The sequence below is a fragment of the Nocardiopsis sp. M1B1 genome (assembly GCF_052466615.1).
The window spans coordinates 6,772,740-6,795,807 of sequence record NZ_CP196194.1 but is presented as its reverse complement, the minus strand read 5'-3'; the positions used below and the strand labels follow the sequence as shown (position 1 = coordinate 6,795,807).

Annotated in this window: 23 protein-coding genes and 1 tRNA gene; 9 read left to right on the top strand and 15 right to left on the bottom strand. The window is 72.6% G+C overall.

Annotation, left to right across the window (positions count from 1 at the left end):
- Positions 1–328 precede the first annotated feature (328 nt).
- The 6 genes from ACSTA4_RS29455 to ACSTA4_RS29430 all read right to left on the bottom strand — a co-directional run bounded on the left by ACSTA4_RS29455 (position 329) and on the right by ACSTA4_RS29430 (position 3,341).
- Positions 329–1,093, bottom strand: a complete 765-nt coding sequence (locus tag ACSTA4_RS29455; RefSeq protein ID WP_444961919.1) for a hypothetical protein — start codon at positions 1,091–1,093, stop codon at positions 329–331.
- A 2-nt stretch (positions 1,094–1,095) separates the two neighbouring features.
- The gene (locus ACSTA4_RS29450; protein ID WP_444961918.1) at positions 1,096–1,734 is read right to left on the bottom strand and encodes a DUF6286 domain-containing protein; all 639 of its coding nucleotides are present in this window, start codon (positions 1,732–1,734) and stop codon (positions 1,096–1,098) included.
- Positions 1,735–1,753: 19 nt separating this feature from the next.
- The gene (locus ACSTA4_RS29445; RefSeq protein WP_444961917.1) at positions 1,754–2,236 is read right to left on the bottom strand and encodes an Asp23/Gls24 family envelope stress response protein; all 483 of its coding nucleotides are present in this window, start codon (positions 2,234–2,236) and stop codon (positions 1,754–1,756) included.
- Complete coding sequence (locus tag ACSTA4_RS29440) at positions 2,233–2,418, bottom strand: hypothetical protein (RefSeq protein WP_047870890.1); 186 nt, start codon at positions 2,416–2,418, stop codon at positions 2,233–2,235. Before ACSTA4_RS29440 ends, ACSTA4_RS29445 begins: the two co-directional genes overlap by 4 nt.
- Before the next feature lie 54 nt (positions 2,419–2,472).
- On the bottom strand, positions 2,473–2,976 hold the full coding sequence (locus ACSTA4_RS29435) for an Asp23/Gls24 family envelope stress response protein (protein ID WP_444961916.1): 504 nt from the start codon (positions 2,974–2,976) through the stop codon (positions 2,473–2,475).
- Between the two features lie 173 nt (positions 2,977–3,149).
- Positions 3,150–3,341, bottom strand: coding sequence for a hypothetical protein (locus ACSTA4_RS29430; protein WP_444961915.1), 192 nt, complete (start codon positions 3,339–3,341; stop codon positions 3,150–3,152).
- Between the two features lie 209 nt (positions 3,342–3,550).
- Between ACSTA4_RS29430 and ACSTA4_RS29425 the strand changes: the two genes are divergently transcribed.
- A complete protein-coding gene (locus tag ACSTA4_RS29425; RefSeq protein WP_444964304.1) occupies positions 3,551–4,099 on the top strand; it encodes an RNA polymerase sigma factor in 549 nt (182 codons plus the stop codon).
- A complete protein-coding gene (locus ACSTA4_RS29420) occupies positions 4,090–4,647 on the top strand; it encodes a hypothetical protein (protein WP_416026110.1) in 558 nt (185 codons plus the stop codon). The genes ACSTA4_RS29425 and ACSTA4_RS29420 overlap by 10 nt, the downstream gene beginning before the upstream one ends.
- Positions 4,648–4,664: 17 nt before the next feature.
- On the opposite strand, the gene ACSTA4_RS29415 is transcribed toward ACSTA4_RS29420, so the two are convergent.
- Positions 4,665–5,081 carry a hypothetical protein gene (locus tag ACSTA4_RS29415; RefSeq protein ID WP_444961914.1) on the bottom strand — a complete coding sequence of 139 codons (417 nt, stop codon included), beginning with the start codon at positions 5,079–5,081 and terminating at the stop codon, positions 4,665–4,667.
- 365 nt (positions 5,082–5,446) lie between these two features.
- On the opposite strand from ACSTA4_RS29415, the gene ACSTA4_RS29410 reads away from it, so the two are divergent.
- Positions 5,447–6,439: an ACT domain-containing protein gene (locus ACSTA4_RS29410; RefSeq protein WP_444961913.1), complete on the top strand. Its 993-nt coding sequence runs from the start codon at positions 5,447–5,449 to the stop codon at positions 6,437–6,439.
- A gap of 152 nt (positions 6,440–6,591) precedes the next feature.
- On the top strand, positions 6,592–7,329 hold the full coding sequence (locus tag ACSTA4_RS29405) for a L,D-transpeptidase family protein (RefSeq protein WP_444961912.1): 738 nt from the start codon (positions 6,592–6,594) through the stop codon (positions 7,327–7,329).
- A gap of 40 nt (positions 7,330–7,369) precedes the next feature.
- Here the strand turns inward: ACSTA4_RS29405 and ACSTA4_RS29400 are convergent, their stop codons facing one another.
- Positions 7,370–8,992, bottom strand: coding sequence for a stealth family protein (locus ACSTA4_RS29400; RefSeq protein ID WP_444961911.1), 1,623 nt, complete (start codon positions 8,990–8,992; stop codon positions 7,370–7,372).
- Positions 8,993–9,328: 336 nt separating this feature from the next.
- On the opposite strand from ACSTA4_RS29400, the gene ACSTA4_RS29395 reads away from it, so the two are divergent.
- From ACSTA4_RS29395 to ACSTA4_RS29385, 3 genes are all read left to right on the top strand, one after another.
- Positions 9,329–10,087, top strand: a complete 759-nt coding sequence (locus ACSTA4_RS29395; RefSeq protein ID WP_444961910.1) for a protein phosphatase 2C domain-containing protein — start codon at positions 9,329–9,331, stop codon at positions 10,085–10,087.
- Between the two features lie 428 nt (positions 10,088–10,515).
- A complete protein-coding gene (locus tag ACSTA4_RS29390; protein WP_274975508.1) occupies positions 10,516–10,929 on the top strand; it encodes a hypothetical protein in 414 nt (137 codons plus the stop codon).
- Positions 10,930–11,409: 480 nt separating this feature from the next.
- Positions 11,410–13,113 carry a choice-of-anchor I family protein gene (locus ACSTA4_RS29385; RefSeq protein ID WP_444961909.1) on the top strand — a complete coding sequence of 568 codons (1,704 nt, stop codon included), beginning with the start codon at positions 11,410–11,412 and terminating at the stop codon, positions 13,111–13,113.
- Positions 13,114–13,179: 66 nt separating this feature from the next.
- On the opposite strand, the gene ACSTA4_RS29380 is transcribed toward ACSTA4_RS29385, so the two are convergent.
- Positions 13,180–14,436: an FAD-binding protein gene (locus tag ACSTA4_RS29380; protein WP_444961908.1), complete on the bottom strand. Its 1,257-nt coding sequence runs from the start codon at positions 14,434–14,436 to the stop codon at positions 13,180–13,182.
- Between the two features lie 473 nt (positions 14,437–14,909).
- Here ACSTA4_RS29380 and ACSTA4_RS29375 point away from each other — a divergent pair, with 473 nt between their 5' ends.
- Positions 14,910–16,022 (top strand): LPXTG cell wall anchor domain-containing protein, encoded by a 1,113-nt coding sequence (locus ACSTA4_RS29375; protein ID WP_444961907.1) that lies wholly within the window; start codon positions 14,910–14,912, stop codon positions 16,020–16,022.
- A gap of 240 nt (positions 16,023–16,262) precedes the next feature.
- A complete protein-coding gene (locus tag ACSTA4_RS29370) occupies positions 16,263–16,835 on the top strand; it encodes a DUF4232 domain-containing protein (protein WP_444961906.1) in 573 nt (190 codons plus the stop codon).
- A gap of 91 nt (positions 16,836–16,926) precedes the next feature.
- Here the strand turns inward: ACSTA4_RS29370 and ACSTA4_RS29365 are convergent, their stop codons facing one another.
- The 6 genes from ACSTA4_RS29365 to ACSTA4_RS29340 form a co-directional block, all read right to left on the bottom strand.
- Complete coding sequence (locus ACSTA4_RS29365; RefSeq protein ID WP_444961905.1) at positions 16,927–17,718, bottom strand: CoA-transferase subunit beta; 792 nt, start codon at positions 17,716–17,718, stop codon at positions 16,927–16,929.
- On the bottom strand, positions 17,715–18,587 hold the full coding sequence (locus ACSTA4_RS29360) for a CoA transferase subunit A (RefSeq protein WP_444961904.1): 873 nt from the start codon (positions 18,585–18,587) through the stop codon (positions 17,715–17,717). Before ACSTA4_RS29360 ends, ACSTA4_RS29365 begins: the two co-directional genes overlap by 4 nt.
- A gap of 552 nt (positions 18,588–19,139) precedes the next feature.
- Positions 19,140–19,215, bottom strand: a tRNA-Arg gene (locus ACSTA4_RS29355).
- Between the two features lie 199 nt (positions 19,216–19,414).
- Positions 19,415–20,350: a glycoside hydrolase family 16 protein gene (locus tag ACSTA4_RS29350; RefSeq protein ID WP_444961903.1), complete on the bottom strand. Its 936-nt coding sequence runs from the start codon at positions 20,348–20,350 to the stop codon at positions 19,415–19,417.
- 87 nt (positions 20,351–20,437) lie between these two features.
- Entirely contained in the window at positions 20,438–21,619 is a 1,182-nt protein-coding gene (locus ACSTA4_RS29345; protein ID WP_444961902.1) for a glycoside hydrolase family 64 protein, read from the bottom strand.
- A gap of 253 nt (positions 21,620–21,872) precedes the next feature.
- Positions 21,873–23,036, bottom strand: a complete 1,164-nt coding sequence (locus tag ACSTA4_RS29340; protein WP_444961901.1) for a hypothetical protein — start codon at positions 23,034–23,036, stop codon at positions 21,873–21,875.
- Positions 23,037–23,068 lie beyond the last annotated feature (32 nt).

The window sequence follows — 23,068 nt, the reverse complement described above, 5'->3', positions numbered from 1 at the left end:
GTTCCGATCACGGCGGAAGCGGGGCGTACGGAACACGGGTGTGATGACGGGGGCGGGGTCACGCCGGTGTCTCCCCTTGTACCGGCGGACCGCGCCGCCCCCGTCGCCCGCCCGGTCACGCCCCCTCCCCTCAACGGGGACGCACGGACCGGGCGGGGTTCTCGCTCCCGCCTCCCCCCGGCGGGGGTGCGGGGCAGGTGAGTCGTCCGCGCCCGCTCCCCCTCAGCGGGGTGCGCGGGACGGGCGGTGTTCTCGTTCGCGTGTGTCCGGTGGGGCGTACGGGGGCCGGGCGGGGTCCCGGCTTCCGTTTCCCCGTGGGGCGCACGTGTCAGGCGAGGTCTCTGCCCCCGCTGCGCCCCGAGGCCGACATGCGCACGACGGTGGGCAGCCGCTCCAGCTCCAGGGACTCGCGCAGGGAGTCGACCCCCTCGTCCCGGCAGGCGTGCCACACCTCCACGGGATCGGCGTCCTCGGTCAGCACCAGGTCGAGCCACAGGCGCGGCTCCCGCGCGGACTCGGTGAACCTCGCCCTGCCGCGCACCACGCGCGGGTGCGTGCTGAGCTGGGCGACCAGGGCTTCCCCTGCGGCGGACGGCGACACCTCGGTCCGCCCCGCCGCCGTGTCCGCGCCCACGAGCAGCCTGCGCGGGCGGTACGCGCGGCCCTGGAGCAGGAGCCAGCGCACGGCCAGCACGGTGAGCACCAGCGCGACCGCCGCGGCGGCGTGGGGTGCCCAGGGCCAGGCCAGGGCCCGTGCCACCGGTTCGAGGCCGGTCAGCGGGGCGGCGGCGGGGCCGTCGCCGAACAGCCCGCCGCCGACGGCGAGCCCGGCCGCGCCGCCGACCAGGAGCACCAGGCCGGTGAGGAACAGCCCGAGCCGGTTGCCCCGCGCGGTCCTCCTGCTGCGGCGGTGGGGGAAGCCCCGGATCGTGGACCGGGTCGGAGCGTGCCCGGGGGACGCGTCGGCGCGTGTCGTACCGGTGCCGGTCGTGTCGGAGGCCGCCGTGCCCCCGTCGGTCGTGCCCGGGCCGCCCGTACCCGCGTCGCCCGTGCCGGACGGCTCCGGCTCCGGTGCGGATCGCTGTCCGTCCATGCTCACGCCTCCTCCCGCACCCGGACGCGGACCCTCGGCGCGCGGACCGGAACGAGCTCCTCCAGCCTCCGGCGCACGGCCGCGTCCACGTCCCGCCTCAGCCAGTGGGCGCCGCGTACGTGCGTGCGCGCCCGCACCCGCACCGTGCGGCGGCCCACCCGCACCCGCGCTCCGCGGACGCCGTCCACCCCGCGCGCCGAGACGGCGAGGATGTCGCGCAGCGCCCGCCGGGACAGGCCCACGGCCATGTCCCGGTCGTCGGTGCGCAGGACCAGGTGGCCGCCGTACCCGGGCAGCGACGCCGCGGTCAACAGCGTCAGGCCCAGGGCGGCGGCGACCCCCGAGGCCAGCATGGTCTCGGGCGCCTCCCACGGGACCGTGGCGGCGCGGGCGGCCATGCCGTCCACCGCGGGGAACGGCGCGGGCGCGCCGACCATGCTCGCGGTGATCACGGCGAGCACCAGCCCGGAGACCGCCGCCACCGAGGCGGCGACCACGACGGCGGGCAGCGACCGCCGGGGCCGGAAGACCCTCACCGCGGTCCGCCGGGCCCCGGGGTCCCCGCGCCGACCCCCGGGCGGGGGGCCGCCCGGGTCCGCGGACGCCCCGTGGGTCCGCGCCTCCTCCTGGAGGGAAGTCATCTCCGCTTCCTCCGATGGCTCAGCGCACCCGCGGCGCGGGTACGAGTTCGACGATCTCGATGTCGGTGCTGTGGACGGTCAGCCCGGTGAGGCCCTCCACCGTGGCGGCCACGTGCGCGCGGACCTCCTCGGCGGTGCGGGCGAGCGGGGAGGGGTAGGCGACGGCGATCTCCAGGCGCAGCCCCACGCGGGAGCCGCCCCGGCGCACCTCGGCGCGGGCCCTGCGGTCCTCGCCCACCAGCCCGCCCAGCCGGTCGCCCAAGGGGCGGGTGGACCGGTGCTCGGCGGCGGCCGCGCACGCCAGGCGGCGGACCGCCCGGTCGGACACGACCGTGGTGCCGCGCTCCTCGGGCGGCACCCGGGGCGCGTACCGGTCCGGCTCGGCGCCGGACCGCGCACGCGCGCCGGGCGTTCCGGCGGCCTCCGCCGCCGCCCCGGCCCCCGCGGCGTCCTCCCCGGGGGCCGGTCCGCGGCTCCCCGGGAAGGCCTCGGCGGCGCTCACAGGCGACCACCGCGCTCACGGCGCGTGAACAGCTCCGCGAGGTCGATCTCGCCCTCGTAGGCCCTGCCCGCCAGGAAGCCCGCGGCTCCCAGGACCAGGACCAGGAGGAAGGCTCCGAAGCCCCCGAAGGCGGCGGCGAGGCCGAGGACCGCCCCGAAGGCGAGTCCGACGATCGACCACATGGGTCCTCACTCCCTCACGTCGTGTCTGCCGGTGTGCCGCTGTCCGCTCCGCCGTCACCTGACCCTCGGCTCGGCGGTGGAACGGCTCTCCTCCTCGTCCGGCAGGTGGATGTCGTCCACGGTCACGTTGACCTCCGTGACCTCCAGGCCGGTCATCCGCTCCACACCGGAGATGACGTTGCGCCGCACGACGGCCGCCAGGTCCGGGATCGAGACGCCGTACTCGACGACGAGGTTGATGTCCACCGCGGCCTGGCGCTCGCCGACCTCCACGGCCACGCCGCGCGCCGCGGTGCTGGTGGAGGTGGAGCCGGGGATGCGCTCGCGGACGGCGTCGAAGGCGCGTCCGGCCCCGCCGCCCATGTGGTGGACGCCCCGGACCTCCCGGGCGGCCATACCGGCGATCTTGGCGACCACGTGGTCGGCGATCGAGGTGCGCCCGGTGTCGGTGTTCAGCTCGTGGGAGTGCTGGGCGCGCACGGGGACGTTGCCCGCGCTGCCCGCCTCGCGCAGCTCGGCGGGGGCGAGTTCACTGCTCTGGGCGCTCTTCGCGGCCATGGTCGGTTCTCCTCGTGTTCTCGGGTGTTCGGTCAGGGGTGGAGACGGGCGGCCCGCCGTGGGCGGGCCCGTCCGCCGGTCCTTCGTGCGGGGCCGTCGGGGCCGCTCTGAGCTGGACTGTCGGTCTTCCCCGGGCGGTGCCGCCGACTCCTCTTCCGGCGGTGTTGTGGCCTCTATCGCGCTCGGTCGCGCGAGGAGGCCGTGAAACGGGCCGCCGCGTCGACGACCACGTCCCGGCTGTCGGTCCGGGCGTGCTCCGGCGGGGCGTCGGGGGTGCGGGCCAGGGGCGGAGTCCCCGCCAGGACGGCCGCCTCGGCGGCGCGCCCGGCGGCCGTCCTCCTGAGGCTGAACCTGGTCTCTCCCATGGCGGTGCTCTCCTCGCTCGCTCGGCGCCACCCCTCGTGGCGCCGTCACAGGGGAGGACACGGGGAAGGGCCGTAGGCTCACGGCCGTTTTCGTGTGATCTGTGTCACTACTAGTGTGGGGGAGGCGCGGGTGCGGGACCGCCGTGTTCGGCGGAAACCTGGGGTAGTTTCTCTGTGCTCGTGTACGGGGAGGGGTGGCCGCAGCGACGATGCACAGGGAAACCGCACTTCCGGAGAGCGTGCTCGTGGAGCGCGCCCAGGACGGGGACGACAGGGCGTTCGAGGACCTCGTCCGTCGGCACCAGGACGTCGTCTACCGGATCGCCCTGCGTGTGCTGCGCGATCCCGCCGACGCTCGGGACGCGGCCCAGGAGGCCCTGATCACCGCGTGGCGCAGGCTTCCCGAGCTCACCGACCCGCAGAGCTTCCCCGCCTGGCTCAACCGCATCGTGGGACGGCGCGCCCTGAACATGCTGCGGGACCGCAGGCCGGTGGAACCGGTGGAGGACGACGAACGGTTGGAGGCACGGGAACCCGGACCGGCGGGGGAGACGCTCGCGGGCGACCTGCGCGAGGCGCTGTTCGAAGCGCTGTCGGGGTTGTCGCCCCCGCAACGGATCTGCTGGGTTCTGCGCGAAATGGAAGGATTGGGCTATGAAGAGATAGCGGAGATCGTCGACACGACCCCGACCGCTGTGCGTGGACGTATTCACCGCGCGCGTACCCATCTCGTGGAGGCGCTTGAGCCATGGCGGTAGACCCGTCCGACGACCACGACCGACTGCCCTGCGGAACCTCGGTGGACGCACTCCTGAGGGACCTGCTGTCCGGTCGGCTCACCGAGCACGAGTCCTCCTGCCAGCACTGCCTGGCGGAGGCCGGTGAGCTGCGCCCGCTCGTCGAAGCGGTGCGCCGGGACGACGAGGAGGAGGTCACCGCTCCTCCCGGGCTGCTCACGGACGTCATGCGCGTGGTGCGCGCCGAGCGCCGCTCCGAGGGGACGATCGTCCTGAGCGGCTCCGGCCCCGGCGGCACCGAGGTCCGGGAGTCGGCCGTGGCGGCCATGCTCCGGACCTCCGTCGAGTCCGTCCCGGGGGTCGTGGTCGGCCGCTGCCGCGTCGAGCAGACCCGCGAGGGCCTCTCCGTCCGGGCCACGGCGCGTGTCGCCGTCGGCTTCCCCATCCCGGACGCCGCCGACGCCGCCCGGCGCGCCATGCGCTCCCTGGCCGAACAGCGGCTCGGCCTGCCGGTCGCCCGCCTGGACATCGATGTCGTCGACCTGGACGATCCGGCCCGGGGCAGATGAGGCCGTGACCGGTGTGCCTACTCCTCCGCTTCGAGGCGGAGGCCGGGCACGCCGTCGGCGGGGCGGACGCCGTCGTCGCACAGCGCCAGCCAGTCGCCGCGCGCGGGAACGAGCGCGAGCACGACCACGGTCAGCCCCATGGACATGAACAGCGCGGACGAGAGCATCGTCTCGGGAGTCGCCCAGAGCTCTTCGTGGCCGTGGGTGTCGAACCAGATCCACGCGTGGTGGTGCAGCGGGCTGCCCGCCAGGGTGGTGGTGATCTCGGCGGTCGCCAGGAGGGCCACCAGGGCGGCGACGGCCCCGGTGACCAGGAGCGGCAGCGGGGACCGGGCGCGCAGTGTGCGCACCGGCGCCTCGGAGCCGCTCATCGTTCGCGGGTGCGGATCGGGGGCCCTGTCCTGCGGTCCGGTCCTGGTCACGTCGCGGTTCATGTGTTCCGTGTGCTCCATGCGTCTGTGGACGGAACGCGTCCAACGGGAGGATGTCGTCATGGGGAGGACACACCGGTGCCGTTCCACCTCACGGTAGAAGCGCTGTGCGACACGGCACATTCCGTGTGCGTGAAGCCGGGACGGCCGACGTCCTTGCTGCTCGGGCGGGCTTCCTGAGAGCGTCACGGCCGCGGGAACGCCGGTGCGGCAGCCGTTTCCCGGTGCGGCCGGGAGGTGTCCGCCTCCGGGCGCGTCCGCTGCGGGGGCGCGCGCCGCACGCGGAAGTGGCCGGAGTCACTCTCCGTTGTTACCGGTCCTTCACGCACGGGCGAACGGGCGCAACGTCGCCCTGGGATCTTCGGTCCATGGACGTTTCCGAAGGACAGCACGGAACCGACGACCACCGCCACGGCTTCTTCGGCCGCGAGGCACTCGACCTGGGCACCCTGCTCCTCGCCGCCGGTGCGGCGCACCTGGTGGTGCTCTCCCTCGGGCACAGCGACGCGGGCGTCCGCGTCCTGATCACCGTGGGACTGCTGCTGCTCGCGCTCTCCGCGGTCCACCGGTGGCGCCGCCACAAGGCCGCGTCCGCTCCCCGTCCGCCCCGGGACCCGGGGGCGGTGAACGCGCCGGGGAGCGCCGGGGCGCCGGGGAGCGCCGGGACGCCCGGCGACACCGGATCGGCCGATGGCCGCGGACCCTTCCGGAACCACCACCCGGCCGGACCGCCCGCCGGGGACGGGCCCGGGGTTCCGGCCGGTTCCCCGGCGGGCGGGGAACCGGTGCGCGCCCCGTCCGACGACCTGCTGTGGAGCGTCCGTGCGACGGTCGCGGACGTGCCCGGCGGCCTGGCCGCGCTCACCGCGCGGTTCGCCGCCCTCGGGATCGACATCCGGCTCATGCAGGTGCACCCGTCGGGGGCGGACGCCGTGGACGAGTTCTTCGTGAGCGCTCCCGCGCACGTGGGAGAGGGCGACATGTACACCGCCGTACGGGAGGCGGGCGGACGCGACGCCGCCGTGCGCCGCGCCGACGTCCACGAGCTCAGCGACACCACCAGTCGCACGCTCGCCCTGGTCAGCGCCCTGGTCACCGGGGCGACCACGCTGGAGCGCTCGCTGCTGTCCCTGGCCTCGGCGCGGGCCGTGGAGCACACCGCCGAACCGCCCGCCGGAACGGCCCGCGAGGACCTGTCCGGCACGGTCATGACCCTTCCGGCGCCCGACGGCGGTGTCCTGACCGTCCGCCGTGAGGTCATCCCCTTCACCGCCGTGGAGTTCGCCCGGTGCCGGGCCCTGGCCCACGTCGCCTCGTCCCTGCACGCGCGTTCGCACAGCCCGGACTCCGGAGGGCGCTGAACCCGGTCGGGCGCCGCCCGCCGTCGCGGCGGACGCGCGGCCCGGGAAACCGCCGGCGCGTCCGCGCACGTCCGCCCCCACACGGGGACGGAAGTTGTCCACAAGTCCCGCGCGGCGGGGAGAACCGCGCGCCGGATGGGTAAGGAGGACGTATGGCAACCCCCCGTTTCCTCCCGACACAGCACCCGAAACAGACCCTCCTCCTGGCCGTGGCCGCGGCGTTCGCCCTGCTCCTGGGGGCCGTCGTGGCGGCTCCGGCCGCGCACGCCGCACCGGCCTCGGTCAGCGCCGGACCGGAACTGCGCCAGGGCAGCTCCGGGGCCGGGGTGAGCGCCGTCCAGGAGCGCCTCGCCGAACTGGGCTACTGGATCGACGGCGTGGACGGCCAGTTCGGCTTCCACACCGAGCAGGCCGTCGTGGCGCTCCAGAAGGCCGCCGGGATCGCCCGCGACGGCGTCGTGGGCCCGGCCACCCGCGCCGCCCTCGCCGAGGGCGTGCTCCCCGAGGCCCAGAGCACCTCCGGCGACCTGCTGGAGATCGACCTGGACCGGCAACTCCTGCTGGTGGTCTCCGGCGGCGAGGTGGAGCGAGTCCTCAACACCTCCACCGGATCCGGTCAGCCCTACGAGTCCTCGGACGGCACCGAGCGGATCGCCACCACCCCGACCGGCACCTACACCGTCTTCCGCGAGGTCGACGCCTGGGACCCCGGTCCCTACGGTGCGCTCTACAGACCGAAGTACTTCAACGGCGGCATCGCCGTGCACGGGTACCCGGTCGTCCCGGCCCAGCCCGCCTCCCACGGATGCGCCCGGGTGAGCCTGGCCGCGATGGACTGGCTCTGGGAGAGCGGCAACATCGACGTGCACACCACCGTCCTGGTGCGCTGACCCGGGGGGCGGCCCGGCCGCGGCCGGGCCGCCCCGCCCCTCACCTCTCGAAACTGCTTCTGAAGGGGAAGTAGTCGCCGAGGAACTCCTCGACGTGCCGCTCGGCCGCCTCGTCCGGTTCCGTGGTGTCGTTCACGCAGAAGGTGTCGAAGTCGCGCTGGGCCAGCAGTGCCCCGGTCCGGTGCCGCACCGCGTCCGGGTCGGCCAGGTTGAGGTAGGTGTAGCGCAGCCCGCCCATCACCGCCCTGCCCGTGAACAGCGCGTAGTAGTGGTGCAGGGACGAGGGCACGGAGTGGTCGTCCGGGTGCCGGAACCGCGACGCCGCCGTCCGCACGAAGATCTCGGGGAACCTCTCCTCCAGCTCCCGGACCACCGACCGGCGCTGCGGGATGGGCGTGTGCTTGAACTTGGACACGGGCACCTTGCCGAAGTGCCTCTCCAGCAGCGCGCCGTTGCGCTTGGCGGCGGCGTCCACGGGCTGGTCCTCCTCGCTGACCTCGCCCAGGCCGAAGCGGTAGGGGGAGGGGTTCAGCTTCACGAGCCCGTTGGGGTGGAAGAAGAGGGAGGGGGACACGGGCCGGCCGAAGAACACGTCGTCGTTGAGGTACAGGTAGTGCTCGGCCAGGCCCTCGACGCGGTGCAGCTGCGACTCGATGGCGTGCGAGTTGAACACCGGCAGGATCGACGGGTCGGCGAAGATCTCCGTGTGGTCCACCACCCGTACCCGTGGATGGCCGGTGTCCAGCCACGGCGGCGTCTGGCCGTCGGTGACGATGTAGACGTTGCGCACGAAGGGGGCGAACATCTCCAGCGAACGCAGGGAGTAGAGGAGTTCGTCCCGGCTGGTGTAGCGGGAGTCGGAGGCGGAGTCCGGGTTGGCCGGGGTGTTCGCCCCGAGGTGGGCGTCGCGCCTGGCGCGCCAGGCCTCGTCGGCCCCGTCGACCCAGGTGTAGACGGCGTCGATCGGGAAGGTGAGGTCGGTGGCCAGTTCCCAGGTGAAGGCGTCCAGGGTGGGATGGGTCCGGTCGCCGACCCTGACCTCGGCGGACTCCCGGCCCCTGCCGGGGATCACCTCGCTCACCGGGTTGGGCTGCGGGGCGATGAGCGACTCCCGCAGGACGTGTTCGGGTGCCACGACCCGGAGCCGGTCCAGCCTCTCCTCACGGTCGGGGGAGGCCAGGAACCGCTCGCCCTCCTGCCAGAACTCCACGGTGAAGCCGTGGGCGGGGCCGACGACCGCGGGGCCCCGGCCGCCGACGACGTGCTCCCCGAGCCGGATCACCGGGGCGCGGCGGAGCCGGCGCAGCCGGAAGGGGGACAGGGGCCGGTACCCGGCCGGAGTCCTCACGTACGAGCCGCGGAGGCTGTAGCGGGAGGCGAGGACCGCGAGGACCTCGGCCCTGTCCTCCTCGGACACGGCGACCGAGCGGTGGTACACGCCGTTGGACCGGGAGAGGAAGTAGTCGATCCCCCGTTCACGCAGGAGGTCGGCGAAGCGGTTCGTCCGCCGGGCGACGAAGTCCTCGATGTCGAAGGGGCCGGACCAGCGCCGTGCGAGCACGGGTTCGCGCCGGTAGGTCGTCACGGTGAGTTCCGGGTCCCTCCTGCGGTGCCTCCACGAGACCGGAAGGAAGAACACCTTCCTGACCGGGAGCGGAACCATTCTCCTGAGTATTCGCCTGGCTCTCCGGAAATAGTAGGGAATATTCCACATTGGGTGATCCGTCCCGTTGTCATCTTCTGGTTCCTGTTCTGGTCCTTGCGGGTGCGGGTCCCCGCTTCCGTCGCGGGGGGAGCTTCCTCTGCTCGCGTCCTTGTCGGAGACGGGCCGTGCGATGCCGACCGTCTCCGGAAAAGTACTGAAACGTTCACCTACCCGGAAGCTGAGCCTTCCATGGGTGTAACTTTCCGGGGTAGGTAATGCGTGGTCGGCGCGCCTCCGGGGCGGAGCCGCGGTGCCCACGACAGACGTGCCGTCCGTGAACGGGAGATCCCGGGAATGCCCTTCCGCGTCGCCACGGAGCCGGGTGCCCCCGGCCGACCCAACGAGGACTTCGCCGCGGCGACCGCGACCAGCGCGGTCCTCCTGGACGGGGCGAGTGCGCCCCGGGACCTGGAGACGGGCTGCTCCCACGGGGTGGCCTGGTACACCCGGCGGCTCGGCGCGCTGCTGCTGGCCGGGGCCGACGCGGGGCTCCCCCTGCGCGAGGCCCTCGCCGAGGCGATCGCGACGGCCTCCGCCCTGCACGCGCACACCTGCGACCTGGCCAACCAGGAGAGCCCGTCCGCCACGGTCGTGGTGGTCCGGGCCGGCTCCGACGCGCTGGAGTACCTGGTGCTGTCCGACTCCGTGCTGCTGGTGGAGGGCGTGGACGGGGTGCACGTGCTCACCGACACACGCCTGGACGACCTCAGGGCCGACCTGACCCGCAGGGGGAGCCCCTGGGGCGCCATCCGCGCGTACCGCAACGTTCCCGGGGGTTTCTGGACGGCGGGAGCCCACCCCCGGGCGGCCGAGGAGGCGCTGACCGGAACCCTGCCCCTCGGGCGCTTCGCCGCCATGACCGACGGGGCGAGCCGGGTGGTGGACCTCTTCGGGGACCTGGATTGGGACCAGGCGTTCTCCCTGGTTTCGGACAGGGGGCCGCGCGCCCTGCTGGACCGGGTGCGCGAACTGGAGTCCGCCGATCCCGACCGGCTCCGTCATCCGCGCGGCAAGGGGAGCGACGACGCCACCGTGCTGGAGTGGACACCGTGACCCCAGTTACGGTCACGCTTAAATTGTATATTCGGACAAACTAATCTAGTGAACCCGGGAGCTTGCCCCCTGACGTCCCAGGTGGTCGCGTTTCGGGCACTACCGCCATGGGTGACGTTTTGCCCGGTGCTCCAGATGACCTTTGTTGTCCTTTGCGGTAAAAGCACACAACAGTGGGATCGGCGGCGGCGACGTCACACACGGGGGAGACCAACGCCTCTCCGAAACCGTGCCACCAGGCGCTTTCGCGTTCCGTGTTCATCCGGTAGGTTTCTCCGTAACCGAAGAGCCGGAGTTCTCCCCACAACAGCTGGTATCCGGCCTTCGCCGTTCTCTCCATCCCCCCGCTCGCGTGTGCGCCGAACAGGCGCGGCGCGTACGAGAGAACCCCCCATGGCGTCGATTCCGACCGGTGAAAAGGAGAAGGTGTGACCACCACGGGCGTCCTCGAACCCACCGGACCGAACCGGTCCCTCGGTCGCACCAGCTGGCTCGACCGGGTCCTCACCACCCCCAGCTCCGCCGTCGAGCGCCACCCGACCGTCCGCGCCCTGGACGGCTACGAGGGCCGCCCCAACCCCCTGGACGCCAAGACGCCCGCGGAGTTCCTGCTGGTCATGCGCCGCTACCTGGTCTGGGCGGGCGACTGGTCCTACCTGGAGCTGGAGTACCTGTGCGGGGGAGCGGTGCGGGCGACCACCTTCCGGGACGTCCTAGAGGGGACGCAGCTGCCCCGGTACGTGTTCCTGATGGCCTTCGTGACCGCCTGCGCCGGTGAGGACGCCGCTGAGCGCCAGCGCTGGACGACCGCCTGGCACAGGCTCCGGTCGGCCGGTCACTGAGTTCCCCCGGGACTTTCCCTCCGGCTTTTCCCGGTGACCCCGCGGCGTTCGTCGCCGCCGGAGCCCGACACCCGTCGAACCCGCGCCGCCCCCTTTTACCGTGCCGTTCGGACACGTGCCCGCAGCGGTTTTCTCGCGGATTTCCCCGGTGCGTCGGTGTGTCAATGCACCGATTTGGCACCATGCGCGCGGAATTTCCACAGGTAGGACGGCGTAAAGCACATTCCCGCGACCGATAGGGTCGCCGGAGGACGGCCGCCGTCACGGCGCTGGTACGCGAGTGCCCGGTTCTCCGTCCGACCACGGGCCGCCCGTGCCCGAGGCCGAGGCCCCCTCCCATCGGGCCCCGCCGCCTCGGACCGGTCGCCACCCGCCTTCACCCCCGCGCCACCGGGCGTTCAGCCCGATCTCGTCCGCCCCTGGTTGGCTTCGGCGCGGGCGTGACCGCGCCCATTCCCCCGGAGCCCCCAGGAAGCACGTATGCGCAAGACCACGGCGGCCGCGGTGTCCCTCGCCGTCGCCCTCACCGGTACGGCGGCCCCCGCACACGCGGAGCGGCAGGAGCCCCGCGAGGGCGGGCGCGACGGCGTCGAACTGTCCGTCCTCGGCAGCTACCGCACCGGCTCCTTCGACGAGGCGGCGGCGGAGATCGTCGCCCACGACCCGCGCACCCAGCGCCTGTACGTGGTCAACGCCCTGGCCGCCGCGGTGGAGGTCCTCGACGTCTCCGACCCCGCGGCCCCCGCCAAGCTGTTCGACCTGCGCACGCCCGGGGTCGAGGCGGCCGACGGCTCGGTGGTGCCGGAGGGCGCGGTCGCCAACTCTGTGGCGGTCCACGGCGACACCGTGGCCGTGGCGGTGGAGGCCCCGGACCGGACCGACGACGGCTGGGTGGTCTTCTACGACACCGACGGCACCGCGCTCAACGCGGTCCGGGTCGGCGCCCTGCCGGACATGGCTACCTTCACGCCCGAGGGCAGGCTGCTGCTGGTGGCCAACGAGGGGGAGCCCGCCGACGACTACTCGGCCGACCCCGAGGGCTCGGTGAGCGTCATCCGCGTGAACCGCAGGCCTGCCGCCGTCACCCAGGACGACGTCCGCACCGCCGACTTCCGCGCCTGGGACGGGGAGCGGGAGCTGCCCTCGGGGGTGCGGGTGTTCGGGCCGGACCTGTCCACCGGCGAACCGGGCACCCCGGGCCGGGTGGCGCGCAACCTGGAACCGGAGTACATCTCCGCGGACACCGCCCACAGCGCCCAGGTGGTGCTCCAGGAGGCCAACGCCGTCGCGCTGCTGGACCTGCGCACCGCCGAATTCACCGACATCGTGCCCCTGGGCCTCAAGGACCATATGGAGCCCGGCAACGAGCTGGACGTGTCGAACCGGGACGACGGCATCCGCATCGCCAACTGGCCGGTGTACGGCATGTACCAGCCCGACGGGTTCGACACCTACCGCTGGCGCGGCCAGACCCTGCTGGTCACCGCGAACGAGGGCGACACCCGCGACTGGGACGGCTACTCCGAGGAGACGCGCCTGGCCGACCTGGCCGAGGAGACCCCGCTGTGCGAGGACTCCCCGCGCCTCCGGGAGTTCCTGGCCGACAACGACCTGGGCGTCGACAGCACCGGGGAACTGCTCGACGAGGCCAACATGGGCAGGCTGACGGTCACCGCCGCCGAGGGCCTGCGCGAGGACGGCAGCTGCTACGAGGACGTGTACGCGTTCGGCGGACGCTCGTTCTCGATCTTCACCGCCGGGGGCGAGCTGCTCTTCGACTCGGGGTCGGACTTCGAGCGGATCACCGCCGAGGCCGAGCCGGAGTCCTTCAACTCCAATCACTCGGAGAACGCCTTCGACAACCGCAGCGACGACAAGGGCCCCGAACCCGAGGGTGTCGTGCTCGGCGAGGTGGCGGGCCGCACCTACGCGTTCGTGGGACTGGAGCGGGTGGGCGGCGTGATGGTCTACGACGTCACCGACCCCCGGGAGGCGTCCTTCGTGCAGTACCTGAACAACCGCGACTTCACCGCCGAGCCCGGCACCGGCGAGGCGGGCGACCTGGGCGCGGAGGGCCTGGCCTTCATCAGTGCCTCGGACTCGCCGATCCGGGGCGTGCCGGTGCTGGCCGTGGCCAACGAGGTGTCCGGCTCGACCACCCTGTACCGGGTCGACCCGGCCTGACCGCGCTCCGCCGCCGAGCCGCCTCGCGGGGGCCCGGCGAGGCGGTCCGGCGTCCCCGGCCCGTTCTCACCCGCGGGGGAAGAGCGCGTCGGTGAAGGCGTTGCGGAACTTGCCGTCCGGATCGAGCGCGCGTGTGAGGCGTGCGAAGTCCGCCGCGCGCTCGTACCGGGCGGTGATGTCGGCCGGGTCCATCGCGGTCAGCTTGCCCCAGTGGGGGCGGGCGTCCAGCGGCAGGAGGCGCTCCTCCACGGCCGCCAGGACCGGTGCCACGGCCCGCGGGTCCGGCAGCCACGTGAAGTGGAAGGTGACGCAGTCCCGGCCGTGGGCGGGGCTCAGCCACAGGTCGTCCGCGCGGACCGTGCGCACCTCCGCGACGTACAGCGCCGGGGCCAGCAGGTGCCCGATCCCGCGCAGGGCCGCGAACGCCGCGCCCGCGGCCTCGCGCGGCACGTAGAACTCGGACTGCAGCTCCTTGCCCGCGCTCGGCTCCAGCTCGGGGCGGAAGTGCGGGAGCCGCTCGTGCCAGGGGCCGACGACCCCCATCTGCTCGGTGCCGGGTTCCGGAGGCATCCCCGGGACGGGGTGCACCGGCCCGGACGCGGGCCGACCGCCCCGCCAGGCGCCCTCGGGGCGGTCGGTGCGGTGCTTGAGCCACACGGAGCCCTCCCCGAGCCAGTCGGTGAACAGGCTGACGCTGTAGGCCGCGCCGAACACGTCGTCGACGCGGTCGGCCACCTCGTCCAGGGCCACCCCGACGCGGACCCGCTGGGCCACCGTGAACGCCGGTTCGATCTCCAGGGAGAGCCGGGTGACGACGCCGAGCGCGCCCAGCGCGACCACCGCGCCGGGGAAGACCTCCGGGTCCGCGTCGCGGCTCAGCCAGGCGAGGTCGCCGTCGGGGCCCAGGAGCTGCACCGCGCGCACGGCGGCGGACAGGCAGCGCTGGCCGTCCCCGGACCCGTGGGTGCCGGTCGCGCACGAGCCCGCGACCGAGATGTGCGGCAGTGAGGCCAGGTTCGCCAGCGCGAACCCCCGCCCGTGCAGCGCGGTGACCAGTTCGGCGTAGCGGGTACCGGCGGTGACGGTGACGGCCCGGCCCTCGGCGTCGATCTCCGCCTCCGCGGGCAGCCCGTCCAGGCGCACCAGGTCGGCGTCGGAGTCGGCGACGAGGTTGAAGGAGTGGCCGCTGCCCAGGGCGCGGATCCGCGCGCTGTCGCGGACGACGCGGCGCAGTTCGTCCAGCGTCCGGGGCCGGTGGACCCGCGGGCTGGCGAAGGTCACGTTGCCTGCCCAGTTGGTGGTCCGCGCGTGGGGTGCTGGCATGGGGCGCTCCGTGGGTGGGACGAGCGGCGTACGGCCCCGGCTTCCCGGGCGCCGCCACGGCAGGCGGCTTCCCGGAGGATAGCCGGGCGGCCCTCCCCGCGGTTCGTCCGGGACGACGCTGGCGACCGGTCGTCCGCGCCGGGAGTCCCCGTGCGCGTCCGGACACCTGGTACGACGTTCCAAACGTCGTAAGGTTGGCGGTTTTCCTTTAACGATTTCCGAAAGAAACGGATGCCGTCTGGAACGGAATGGCTGTCCGGTTATGATTTTGTTGTCGCGGTTCGTCTCTCCGAGGAGAATTCGGCATTAGGATTGTTTCTCGACGGCGGAGTGCCGCACCCGCCTCCGCCGGGCCCGACCCGCGGCCCCGGACGGCGCTCTCCCCTCCCCACCGGTCGAGGGCACAGCGCGTCCGCGATCCCCCATGGCCGGTCCGAGAAAAGCGGACCGGATTGATCCGAACGAGGATTCCCTTGACATTCTTTTCCCCCGTCCCCGCACGTCGCGCGCTGCAGGGAGGCGTCGCCTTCGCGGCATTCGGCGCGCTCGGCATCGCGGCGGCGGTTCCCGCCCACGCTGAGAACGGAGAGATCGGCTACGCGCACGCGAACGTCGCGGGCGAGGCCGAAATCACCGCGTTCCACCCGAGGATGGCCGACTTCCACGGCACCAACCGGTACCTGGACGCCTTCGGCGGCGAGGTCTTCGCCCTCTCCCGCACCTCCGTCCTGTCAGACGTGGACAGGGACCAGATCCGCTCCCTCGTGATTTTCGACGAGCTCCGGATCGAGCTGACGGCGGCCGATGTCGAGGCCATGCGGGCTGCGGCCGAGGGCGGGGTCTCCCAGCCCGGTCTCGCGAACCCCGAGGGGGGTTCCGACGAACCGCTCCTCCGGGCGTCCTTCACCGGCACCCAGATCGAGGCCGTCCAGAACTGGGCCGGTGGCAGGGAGTTCTCCCACGAGCCGGGCACCGAGTCCGTCGAGGTGAACGAACTCGGCGCCGAGATCTCCCTCTCCGTCGACGAGGCTCCCTGGAGCGACACGCTCAGGGACTCCGATCTGGGAAGGGTCGACCTGTGGGGTGGAGTCCAGACCCTGGACATGGTCGTGACCTTCCCCGACGAGGGGTTCAGCGTCTCCTACGGGGTCGGCGAGACCATCGTGGCCTCGGACACCGAGCCCGCTGCTCCGGAGGAGCCCGGTGGCGGCGAGGAGCCCGGTGACGGCGGAGAGGACCCCGGCTCCGAGGACCCCGACGAGGAGCCCGGCGCCGAGGGGCCCGGCGCCGAGGGGCCCGGTGACGGTGAGGACGGAAGCGGCGGTGGGGACGAGGGCGCCGAGGGCGGAAACGGCCAGGACGGTGACGACGGCACCGCCGGTGACGTGGACGACGCCGATGGCCGCGACCCCTCCGAGGCGGGAGCAGCGAACGGCTCCGGCGGTCCTCTGGCGCAGACCGGGAGCCCGGTCGCGGGTCTGATCGCCGCCGGTGCCGCGATCGCTGCCGGAGGCGGAGCCGCCGTCTACGTGACGCGCCGCAGGAGGAACGCCTCCGCGACCGTCGGGGAGGCCGGCGAGGCCTGACCGGGGGCGGCTGCCCGAACCCGACGCGGCACCCGGGGACCAGATCCCCGGGTGCCGCGCCGTGTGGCCAGGTCTCTCCGAGGAGCCGGGCGATTCGCTCGGCACCGCATCGGTAAACGTTGTTTAAATCGGTTTCGGGAGAGAACGACACAGAGGGGATCGGCGTCACACCATGACCAGTCGGTCATGGACCGACGCCGGCAGAAGGAACACGCAACACGGGATGAGGGGATGTTCGCCATGACGAGCGCGTTTCGCATCGGTCCGGTCAGAGCCGTAGCCCTGGGCGCCGTGTCGCTGCCCGCACTCCTGCTCGCGTCCGCGCCCGCGGTCGCCGGAACCGCCGACTCCGGTGCGGGCGCCATGAGCGTCCGCGACTGCACTGCGGCGGACTTCGAGGTGGCCGAGACGGCGCGCGAGGGCGCGGCCGGTACCGTCCACATCGAGTTCGAGCTGGTCAAGCAGGAACCGCTCAGCCCCGAGGACGACGTGGCGTGCACCATGTACCCCTCCCTCGCGAGCATGTACTGGGGCCAGCCCGACGGCAACCTCATCGGGGCCGAAGCGGAAACCGAGGGGCAGGACGGCAGCGTCTTCGCGCTTTACCCGGGCGACGCGGCCGCGGTGACCGTGTCCCGCCCCAACCCGGAGGTCTACGACCCCGAGGAGTGCAACCCCACCGAGGTGGCCGGGGCCCACCTGTTCCTCCAGAACGACGAGGGCTCCGCCTACGTGCCCACGGACGGGAACGACCGCGTCTGCGTCAACCCGGACCTGGGCGCGTCCACCGTTTCCGAGATCACCCCGGCCTGATCCGGCCCGGTGCGGCCCGGCCCTGGCGGGCCGGGCCGCGCTTGCGTCCCGGCGGTATCGGCGTATCGCTTCTCTTCTCCGTCATGCCACGTCACACCGGGTGACGTGGCCCGTGCTGGCCGCCGAGCGGCTCTGGGCCGATGAGATCGCGTAGGACGGAGAGTTCCGTGCCGGTGGGCGGTGAGGTCTGAGCGAGATCCCGGGCGACGGTGAGGTCCCAGCCGGTGGCCTCGCGGACCGCGTCCAGCGCCACGCCGGGGTGGATACCGGTCAGGACGAGTTCGCGGGTGACGGGGTCGGGCTCCAGCACGCCCAGGTCGGTGATCACCCGCACCGGACCGGCGCCGCGCAGGCCCAGGCGCTCGCGGTCGCCGGGGCCCGAGCCGTGGCCGACCGAGGTGACGAAGTCGACCTTCTCGACGAAGGCGCGGGAGCTGTGCCGCATGATGACGACGACCTCGCGGCAGGAGGCGGCGATCTCGGGGGCGCCGCCCGCCCCGGGCAGGCGCACCCTCGGGTCCGTGTAGTCGCCGATGACGGTGGTGTTGATGTTGGCGTACCGGTCGATCTGGGCGGCGCCGAGGAAGCCGACGTCGATCCGTCCGGCCTGGAGCCAGTAGTTGAAGACCTCGGGGACCGAGACCACGGTGTCGGCGGTGTCGGCGAGGACGCCGTCGCCGATGGACAGCGGCAGGTGGTCGGGGACGGCGCCCAGGGTGCCTGACTCGTAGACCATCCACAGGTCGGGGGCGTGGGTGCGGCGGGCCACGTTCGCGGCGGTGCTGGGCAGGCCGATGCCGACGAAGCAGGACATCCCCTCGCGCAGCGAACGCGCCGCGGTCACGGTCATGATCTCGTCGGAGGTCCAGGTCACGGTGGTCACGCGCCTCTCCCAACAGGTTTGGTGTCGCTGGTGCTAGAGGTCGCGGATGACGCGGGGGCGGAGGGGGTCCGGGCGCCGTTAGTGAGGTCCGCGAGCCAGGCGGTGAAGGCCTCGCGGTCGCGTCCGACCGCGTCCCAGGCCCGGTAGGCCTCGTTGTCGCGCTCGTAGTAGCCGTGCGCGTAGGAGGGCGCGGCGCCGCCGGGGACGACGCTGACCCGGTCGACCACGCGCGCGGGCAGGATCACCTGGCCGGGGACGGGAACGAGGGTGTCCACGACCTCCTCCACCGTGACCAGCACCCGTTCGGAGGCCAGCGCGGCCTCCTTCTGGATGCCGGTGATGCCCCACAGCTGGACGTTGCCCCGGGTGTCCGCCCTCTGCGCGTGGATCACGGCCACGTCGGGGTTGAGCGCTGGGACGGCGGCCAGTTCCTGCCTGGTGAAGGGGCAGGTGACGGTCTTGATGTTGGGGTTGTGCTCGACCAGGTCGGTGCCGGAGTAGCCGCGCAGGATGGCGAAGGGCAGCCCGGAGGCGCCCGCCATGTAGCGGTTGGCCATTCCGGCGTGGCTGTGCTCCTCGATCTCCAACGGCACCGGCCAGAAGGAGGTGACGGCGTCGCGGAAGCGGTGCAGCGAGCCCACGCCGGGGTTGCCGCCCCAGGAGAAGACGAGTTTCCTGGCACACCCGGCGCCGATGAGCTGGTCGTAGACGATGTCGGGCGTCATGCGCACCAGGGTGAGGTCGCGCAGGCCCTGGCGGATGATCTCGTGCCCGGCAGCCACGGGGATGAGATGGGTGAACCCCTCCAGGGCGACGGTGTCGCCGTCATGGATGAGCTGCCGGACAGCCTCGTCCAGAGGGGCGATCACAAAACCCTCCTGTGCGCATTTCGAATACTTGTACTCATTGCGAACATCATAGGTCGAAAGCTATCCCCCGCCCCTCGTCGAGTCAAGGGACTCCGACCGCCGACAGTCCGGTGACCAGCGCGGTCGTCGGGGTGGTGCTGGCCGGCATGAGCCGACATGAGTACCGACCTCGACGGATCGGCCCCGCTCGGGCGGCGGCCCGGACGGGGCATGGTCAAGAGTGTCGCTGCGGGTCTACGCCAGGTGCGTCGACGGCGACGAGGAACGTGACAAGCGTCGGGGAGCGAAGGGCTTCGGGGGTTTCTGGCCCTCGTGGCCCGCATCGGTGGACACGTTGGGGGCACGGAAAGCGCCATATGACCGGACTCGCATGCCAGGTCGGTCGGGGCCGTCCCCGTGGGCCGTGGTGCGCTGAACTCCGCACCGCGTATTCGCCACAGCCGTCCGTAAGGGGCCGGATCCGGCCGCTGTCAGCCGGATGCCGGGCAGCACAAAAGAAACCGCCGGGCCCGTGTGGTGTGCGGGTCCGGCGGTTTCTCCACTGTCTCAAGGTGGCGCACTCGGGAGGACTCGAACCCCCAACCTTCTGATCCGTAGTCAGATGCTCTATCCATTGAGCTACGAGTGCAGGTTTTCAGTTGTGTGTCGCCCGGTCTCCCTGGCGACGTCTTTGACTCTATCACGGTGTCAGAGGGCCTCGAACCGTTTTGTGAGTGTGCGACCGGTCATGCCGGTCCCCGTCCGCCGGGCGGTCCGGGGCCGAGCGGCGGCGGCCCCGACGCGACCGCGTCGTGCCGGGACCGCCGCCCGGCGGACGGGCGGGAGCGTCAGCAGGTTCCGTCGAGGACCACCCCGTCGACGCGGGAGACGCCCGCGTCGCGCTGCGCGCCCACGCGCCGGTTGACCTCCTCGGGGGCCACGGCCTCGCCCTGCTGGTGGTACACCCAGTCCACGTCCTGTACGTAGGTGCTCGGGCCGCCGGTGTGGCCGCTCATGTCGACGAACCACTGGTTGAAGTTGATCGACATCGGTGACGAGGGGTAGTACTTCCCGCTGTGCTCGGCCACCAGGTGCGTGTCCACGTAGTAGCGGACCACGCCGTCCGTCACCTGGACCACCAGGTCGCGCCATCCGTCGAAGGAGCGGTTCACCACGTCGCTGGTGTTGTCCGCGACCCAGGGGTCGCGCTGGTAGGTGTGGTACGAGGTCAGGTACATGGCCTCCGCCGGGGCGCCCCAACCCGAGTTGGGCAGGTACTCGAAGTCGAGCTCGCTGTAGGCGGGATCGTTGTCGTAGGCCAGGGGCGTGATCGTGTAGAAGGTCTGGAGCACGGTGTCGCCGTCCTGGCCGGAGACCGGGGCGTCGGCGAACTCGACCTTGGCGGCGTAGGTGCCCTCGTGGAACTTCTCCTCGCCGAAGGTCAGCTCGGCCTGGCTGGTGCCCGCCGGGGTGCCGTCCGTGGTCGAGGTCAGGCGCAGCAGGGAGTCGCCGCTCTCCTCGGCGAAGGAGATGTTGTCGGCGTCCCAGGACGCGCCGGGCACGCCGGGGCCGCCGGGCCAGCTGCGGACGTTCCAGCCCTGGCCGCGCAGGGCCGGGTCGTCGGGGCCGGTGTAGTCGAAGTCGTCGAAGAACAGGCCGCACGACGCGGAGGTCTGGTCGGCGACGGTCTCGACCTCGACGGGGGAGCCCGTCGCGCAGGCGGTCAGGGGGAGTGCGACGGCGCAGGCCAGGGCGATGTGGCCGGGACGGATGCGGGTGGGCACGGGGAACACCTCGGTTTCGGGGAGAACAGCCGGGAGCAGGGGCTGGGCCGGGGCCTCCGGTCTTGAGGGGCCCCGGCCCGGGAGGCGCTAGAACGCGGTCAGCGTCACGTCGAGGGACACCGGCGCGTGGTCCTGGACGTAGGAGGCGAAGTTCGACACGTCGTCGAAGGCGAAGCCGTAGGCCTTGCCGTCCACGGTGTTCTCGTGGAAGACCGCCGCGTAGCGGTTGGTGGTCTCGTGGTTGTAGAACGCCGCGGGGTCGGTGACCGGGTGCTCGGCGGTGTCCAGCAGGGTCGAGCGGTTGAACGCCGCGCCCAGGATCGCGGCCACCGGACCGGTGATGCCGTCGTTGGGGGCCGCCAGGGCGCCGTCGCAGAAGAAGACGTCGCGGGTGGAGGGCTTGGGGATCGGGGCCACGCCGCCGTCGAAGACCAGGTTGCCCGAGCCGTCCACGCGGCCGGTGAAGGTCCCGGCGTTGGTGGTGACGCGCAGGTCGGTGGTGCTGTAGCGCTCCCAGACCTGGTCGATGTAGGAGTCGTAGTAGTCGGCGGGGAACAGTCCGGCGTCCAGCCCGTGCCCGGGGGCGATGACGAGTTCTCCCTCGCGCAGCACGAGCGACGAGAAGACGGGGTCGGCGGAGAGCTTGGCGAAGACCGCGTCGCGGCCGCCCGGCACGAACGCGCCGGTGGTCTGGTCGGCCTCGCCCCGGAGGCGGATGGCCAGCGGCACGCTGAACTGGTCCACCATGCTGGTGTTGCAGTACATGCCGGTCTCGTTGTGGGTGAACTCCACGGTGTCGTGGAGCACCCCGTGGCTGGGGTCGGACTCGACCCAGCCCGCCGGGTACTGGAGCGCGGGCCTGCCGTTGCCGTCGGTGACGACCTTGAACCGGAGCTTGCCGCCGAGGGCGAAGTACACCCGTCCCGACATGAACGGCAGGGTCAGCTCGCTGACGGAGTCCAGCGGGATCGAGTAGTCGGTGAACCCTTCGTCGGTGTTGTCGGACTCCGCGACCGGGTGCGCGACGCCGTCGGCGTCGACCCAGGACTGCGTGTTCGTGGTCAGGTCGGTGCCCACGACGTAGGCGCGGATCTCACTGTCGGGGAAGGTCCCGGTCTCGTTGGCGACCGTCACCGGAAGGGCGCCGGCCTGACCGCCGCCCGAGGTGAGTTCGCCGTTGCTCTCCGTACGGGAGCAACCGCTCGTGACGAGCAGGGTGCCGACGGTGGCGAGCGATGCGCCGCCGAGGAACAGTCTTCGGTCGATCATGGGGGTCGCCTCACTGGAGGGGCTGGTAAGACGCGCCCAATCTGACGACCCCCGAAGAGCCGCGTCAACCCGTGGTCACGATCCGTTCGCGACGTTCTCGTGTTCTCACTGGTAACAAAGTTGCCATGTGACTCATGTCACTCCCTGGCCGAATGATTTTCGGCTCTACGGGTGAACGTTTTCGGCGGATGAGCGTCCACAGAAGTTCTCCCCTTGGTGGGCCGGGGTTCACGGGGGTTCCGCGGCTCCCGGTCTACGCCCTCGCGCCCTCGGCGGTCTCCGTCGGCAGGGCGGCTTCGGCCGACCCGGCGGCCCCGGACTCCAGGGAGCGGCCCGCCTCCAGCATCCGGTCGATCAGCTCGTCCCTGGTCTCCCTGACGGCGCGCGCGTTCAGGGCCTCGCCGTGCAGCTGGTCGGCGTTGCCGCCGTCGGAGTCCACCTGGACGAGGAGCAGGTCCAGCTCGCGCTGGCGCTCCTCGACCCTTTGGACCTGCTCCCACTCGGTGTGCGCGGCCAGGGCCTCCTCGACGGACGCGCCGTAGTCGCGGATCGCATCCACCCGCGCCGCCAGCTCGCGGTACACGGCCTCGTGCCGTTCGTGCTGCTGGTCCAGCACGGCGAGCACCCGCTCCGAGACGGCGTCGAGGGAGTCCGCCACGTACTCCTCCCTGATCCGCTCGTGCCGGTGCAGCAGCGAGGCGATCCGCCACTCCTCGGCGCGCAGGACCGACAGGGGCTGGGCCGCGTCGAAGGAGTCGCCCAGCCGCAGGTCGGCCTCCTCGACGGTCCCGATCGTCCTCTGCACGTCCAGCAGCAGGCGGGCGCCCTGCCGACCCAGGTTCGCGGGCACCAGGTAGCGGTTCGCGTGCGCCGCGGCCAGCCGGTCGCCCCGGGGCCACCACCACCCCGCCCACAGGGCGGCGGCCGCGTACACCGCGCCCGGCACGAACCAGTAGAGGTTGAAGGCCCACTCCGGACCCGCCAGGGCGAGGAACCAGCTCGTCAGGGTGGCGGGCACGAAGGTCAGGGAGAACGCCTGCCAGGACCGGCGCCGCGAGGTCCGCGACAGCCACCGCGGCAGCAGGGACCTCGGGCGCACGCGGGTGACGGCGAGTCCGGCGGCGCCCACGACCGCGGCCTGCGCCAGCAGGCCCAGGAAGTACAGGGGGACCGACCACACCAGGAGGGGTCCGCTGACCAGGGCCCAGAGCAGGCTCAGCGCGGCCACCGCGGTCCCGCCCGCCGCCATGCGCGTCCGGTTCGGGAGCCGGGGCTGCTTGGCCCAGGCCCGCTTCGAGCGCAGGAAGGGCAGATGCTTCCGGAGCCTTCCGGAGAGGCGGGGAGGCAGTGAGGGGTCCAGGACGGGACGTGCGCCCCCGTGCGTGCTGTCCGCGACCTTCCACCGGCTGTCCGACACTGGTTCGGCTCCTCTCGCGTGCGGTTCGCCGC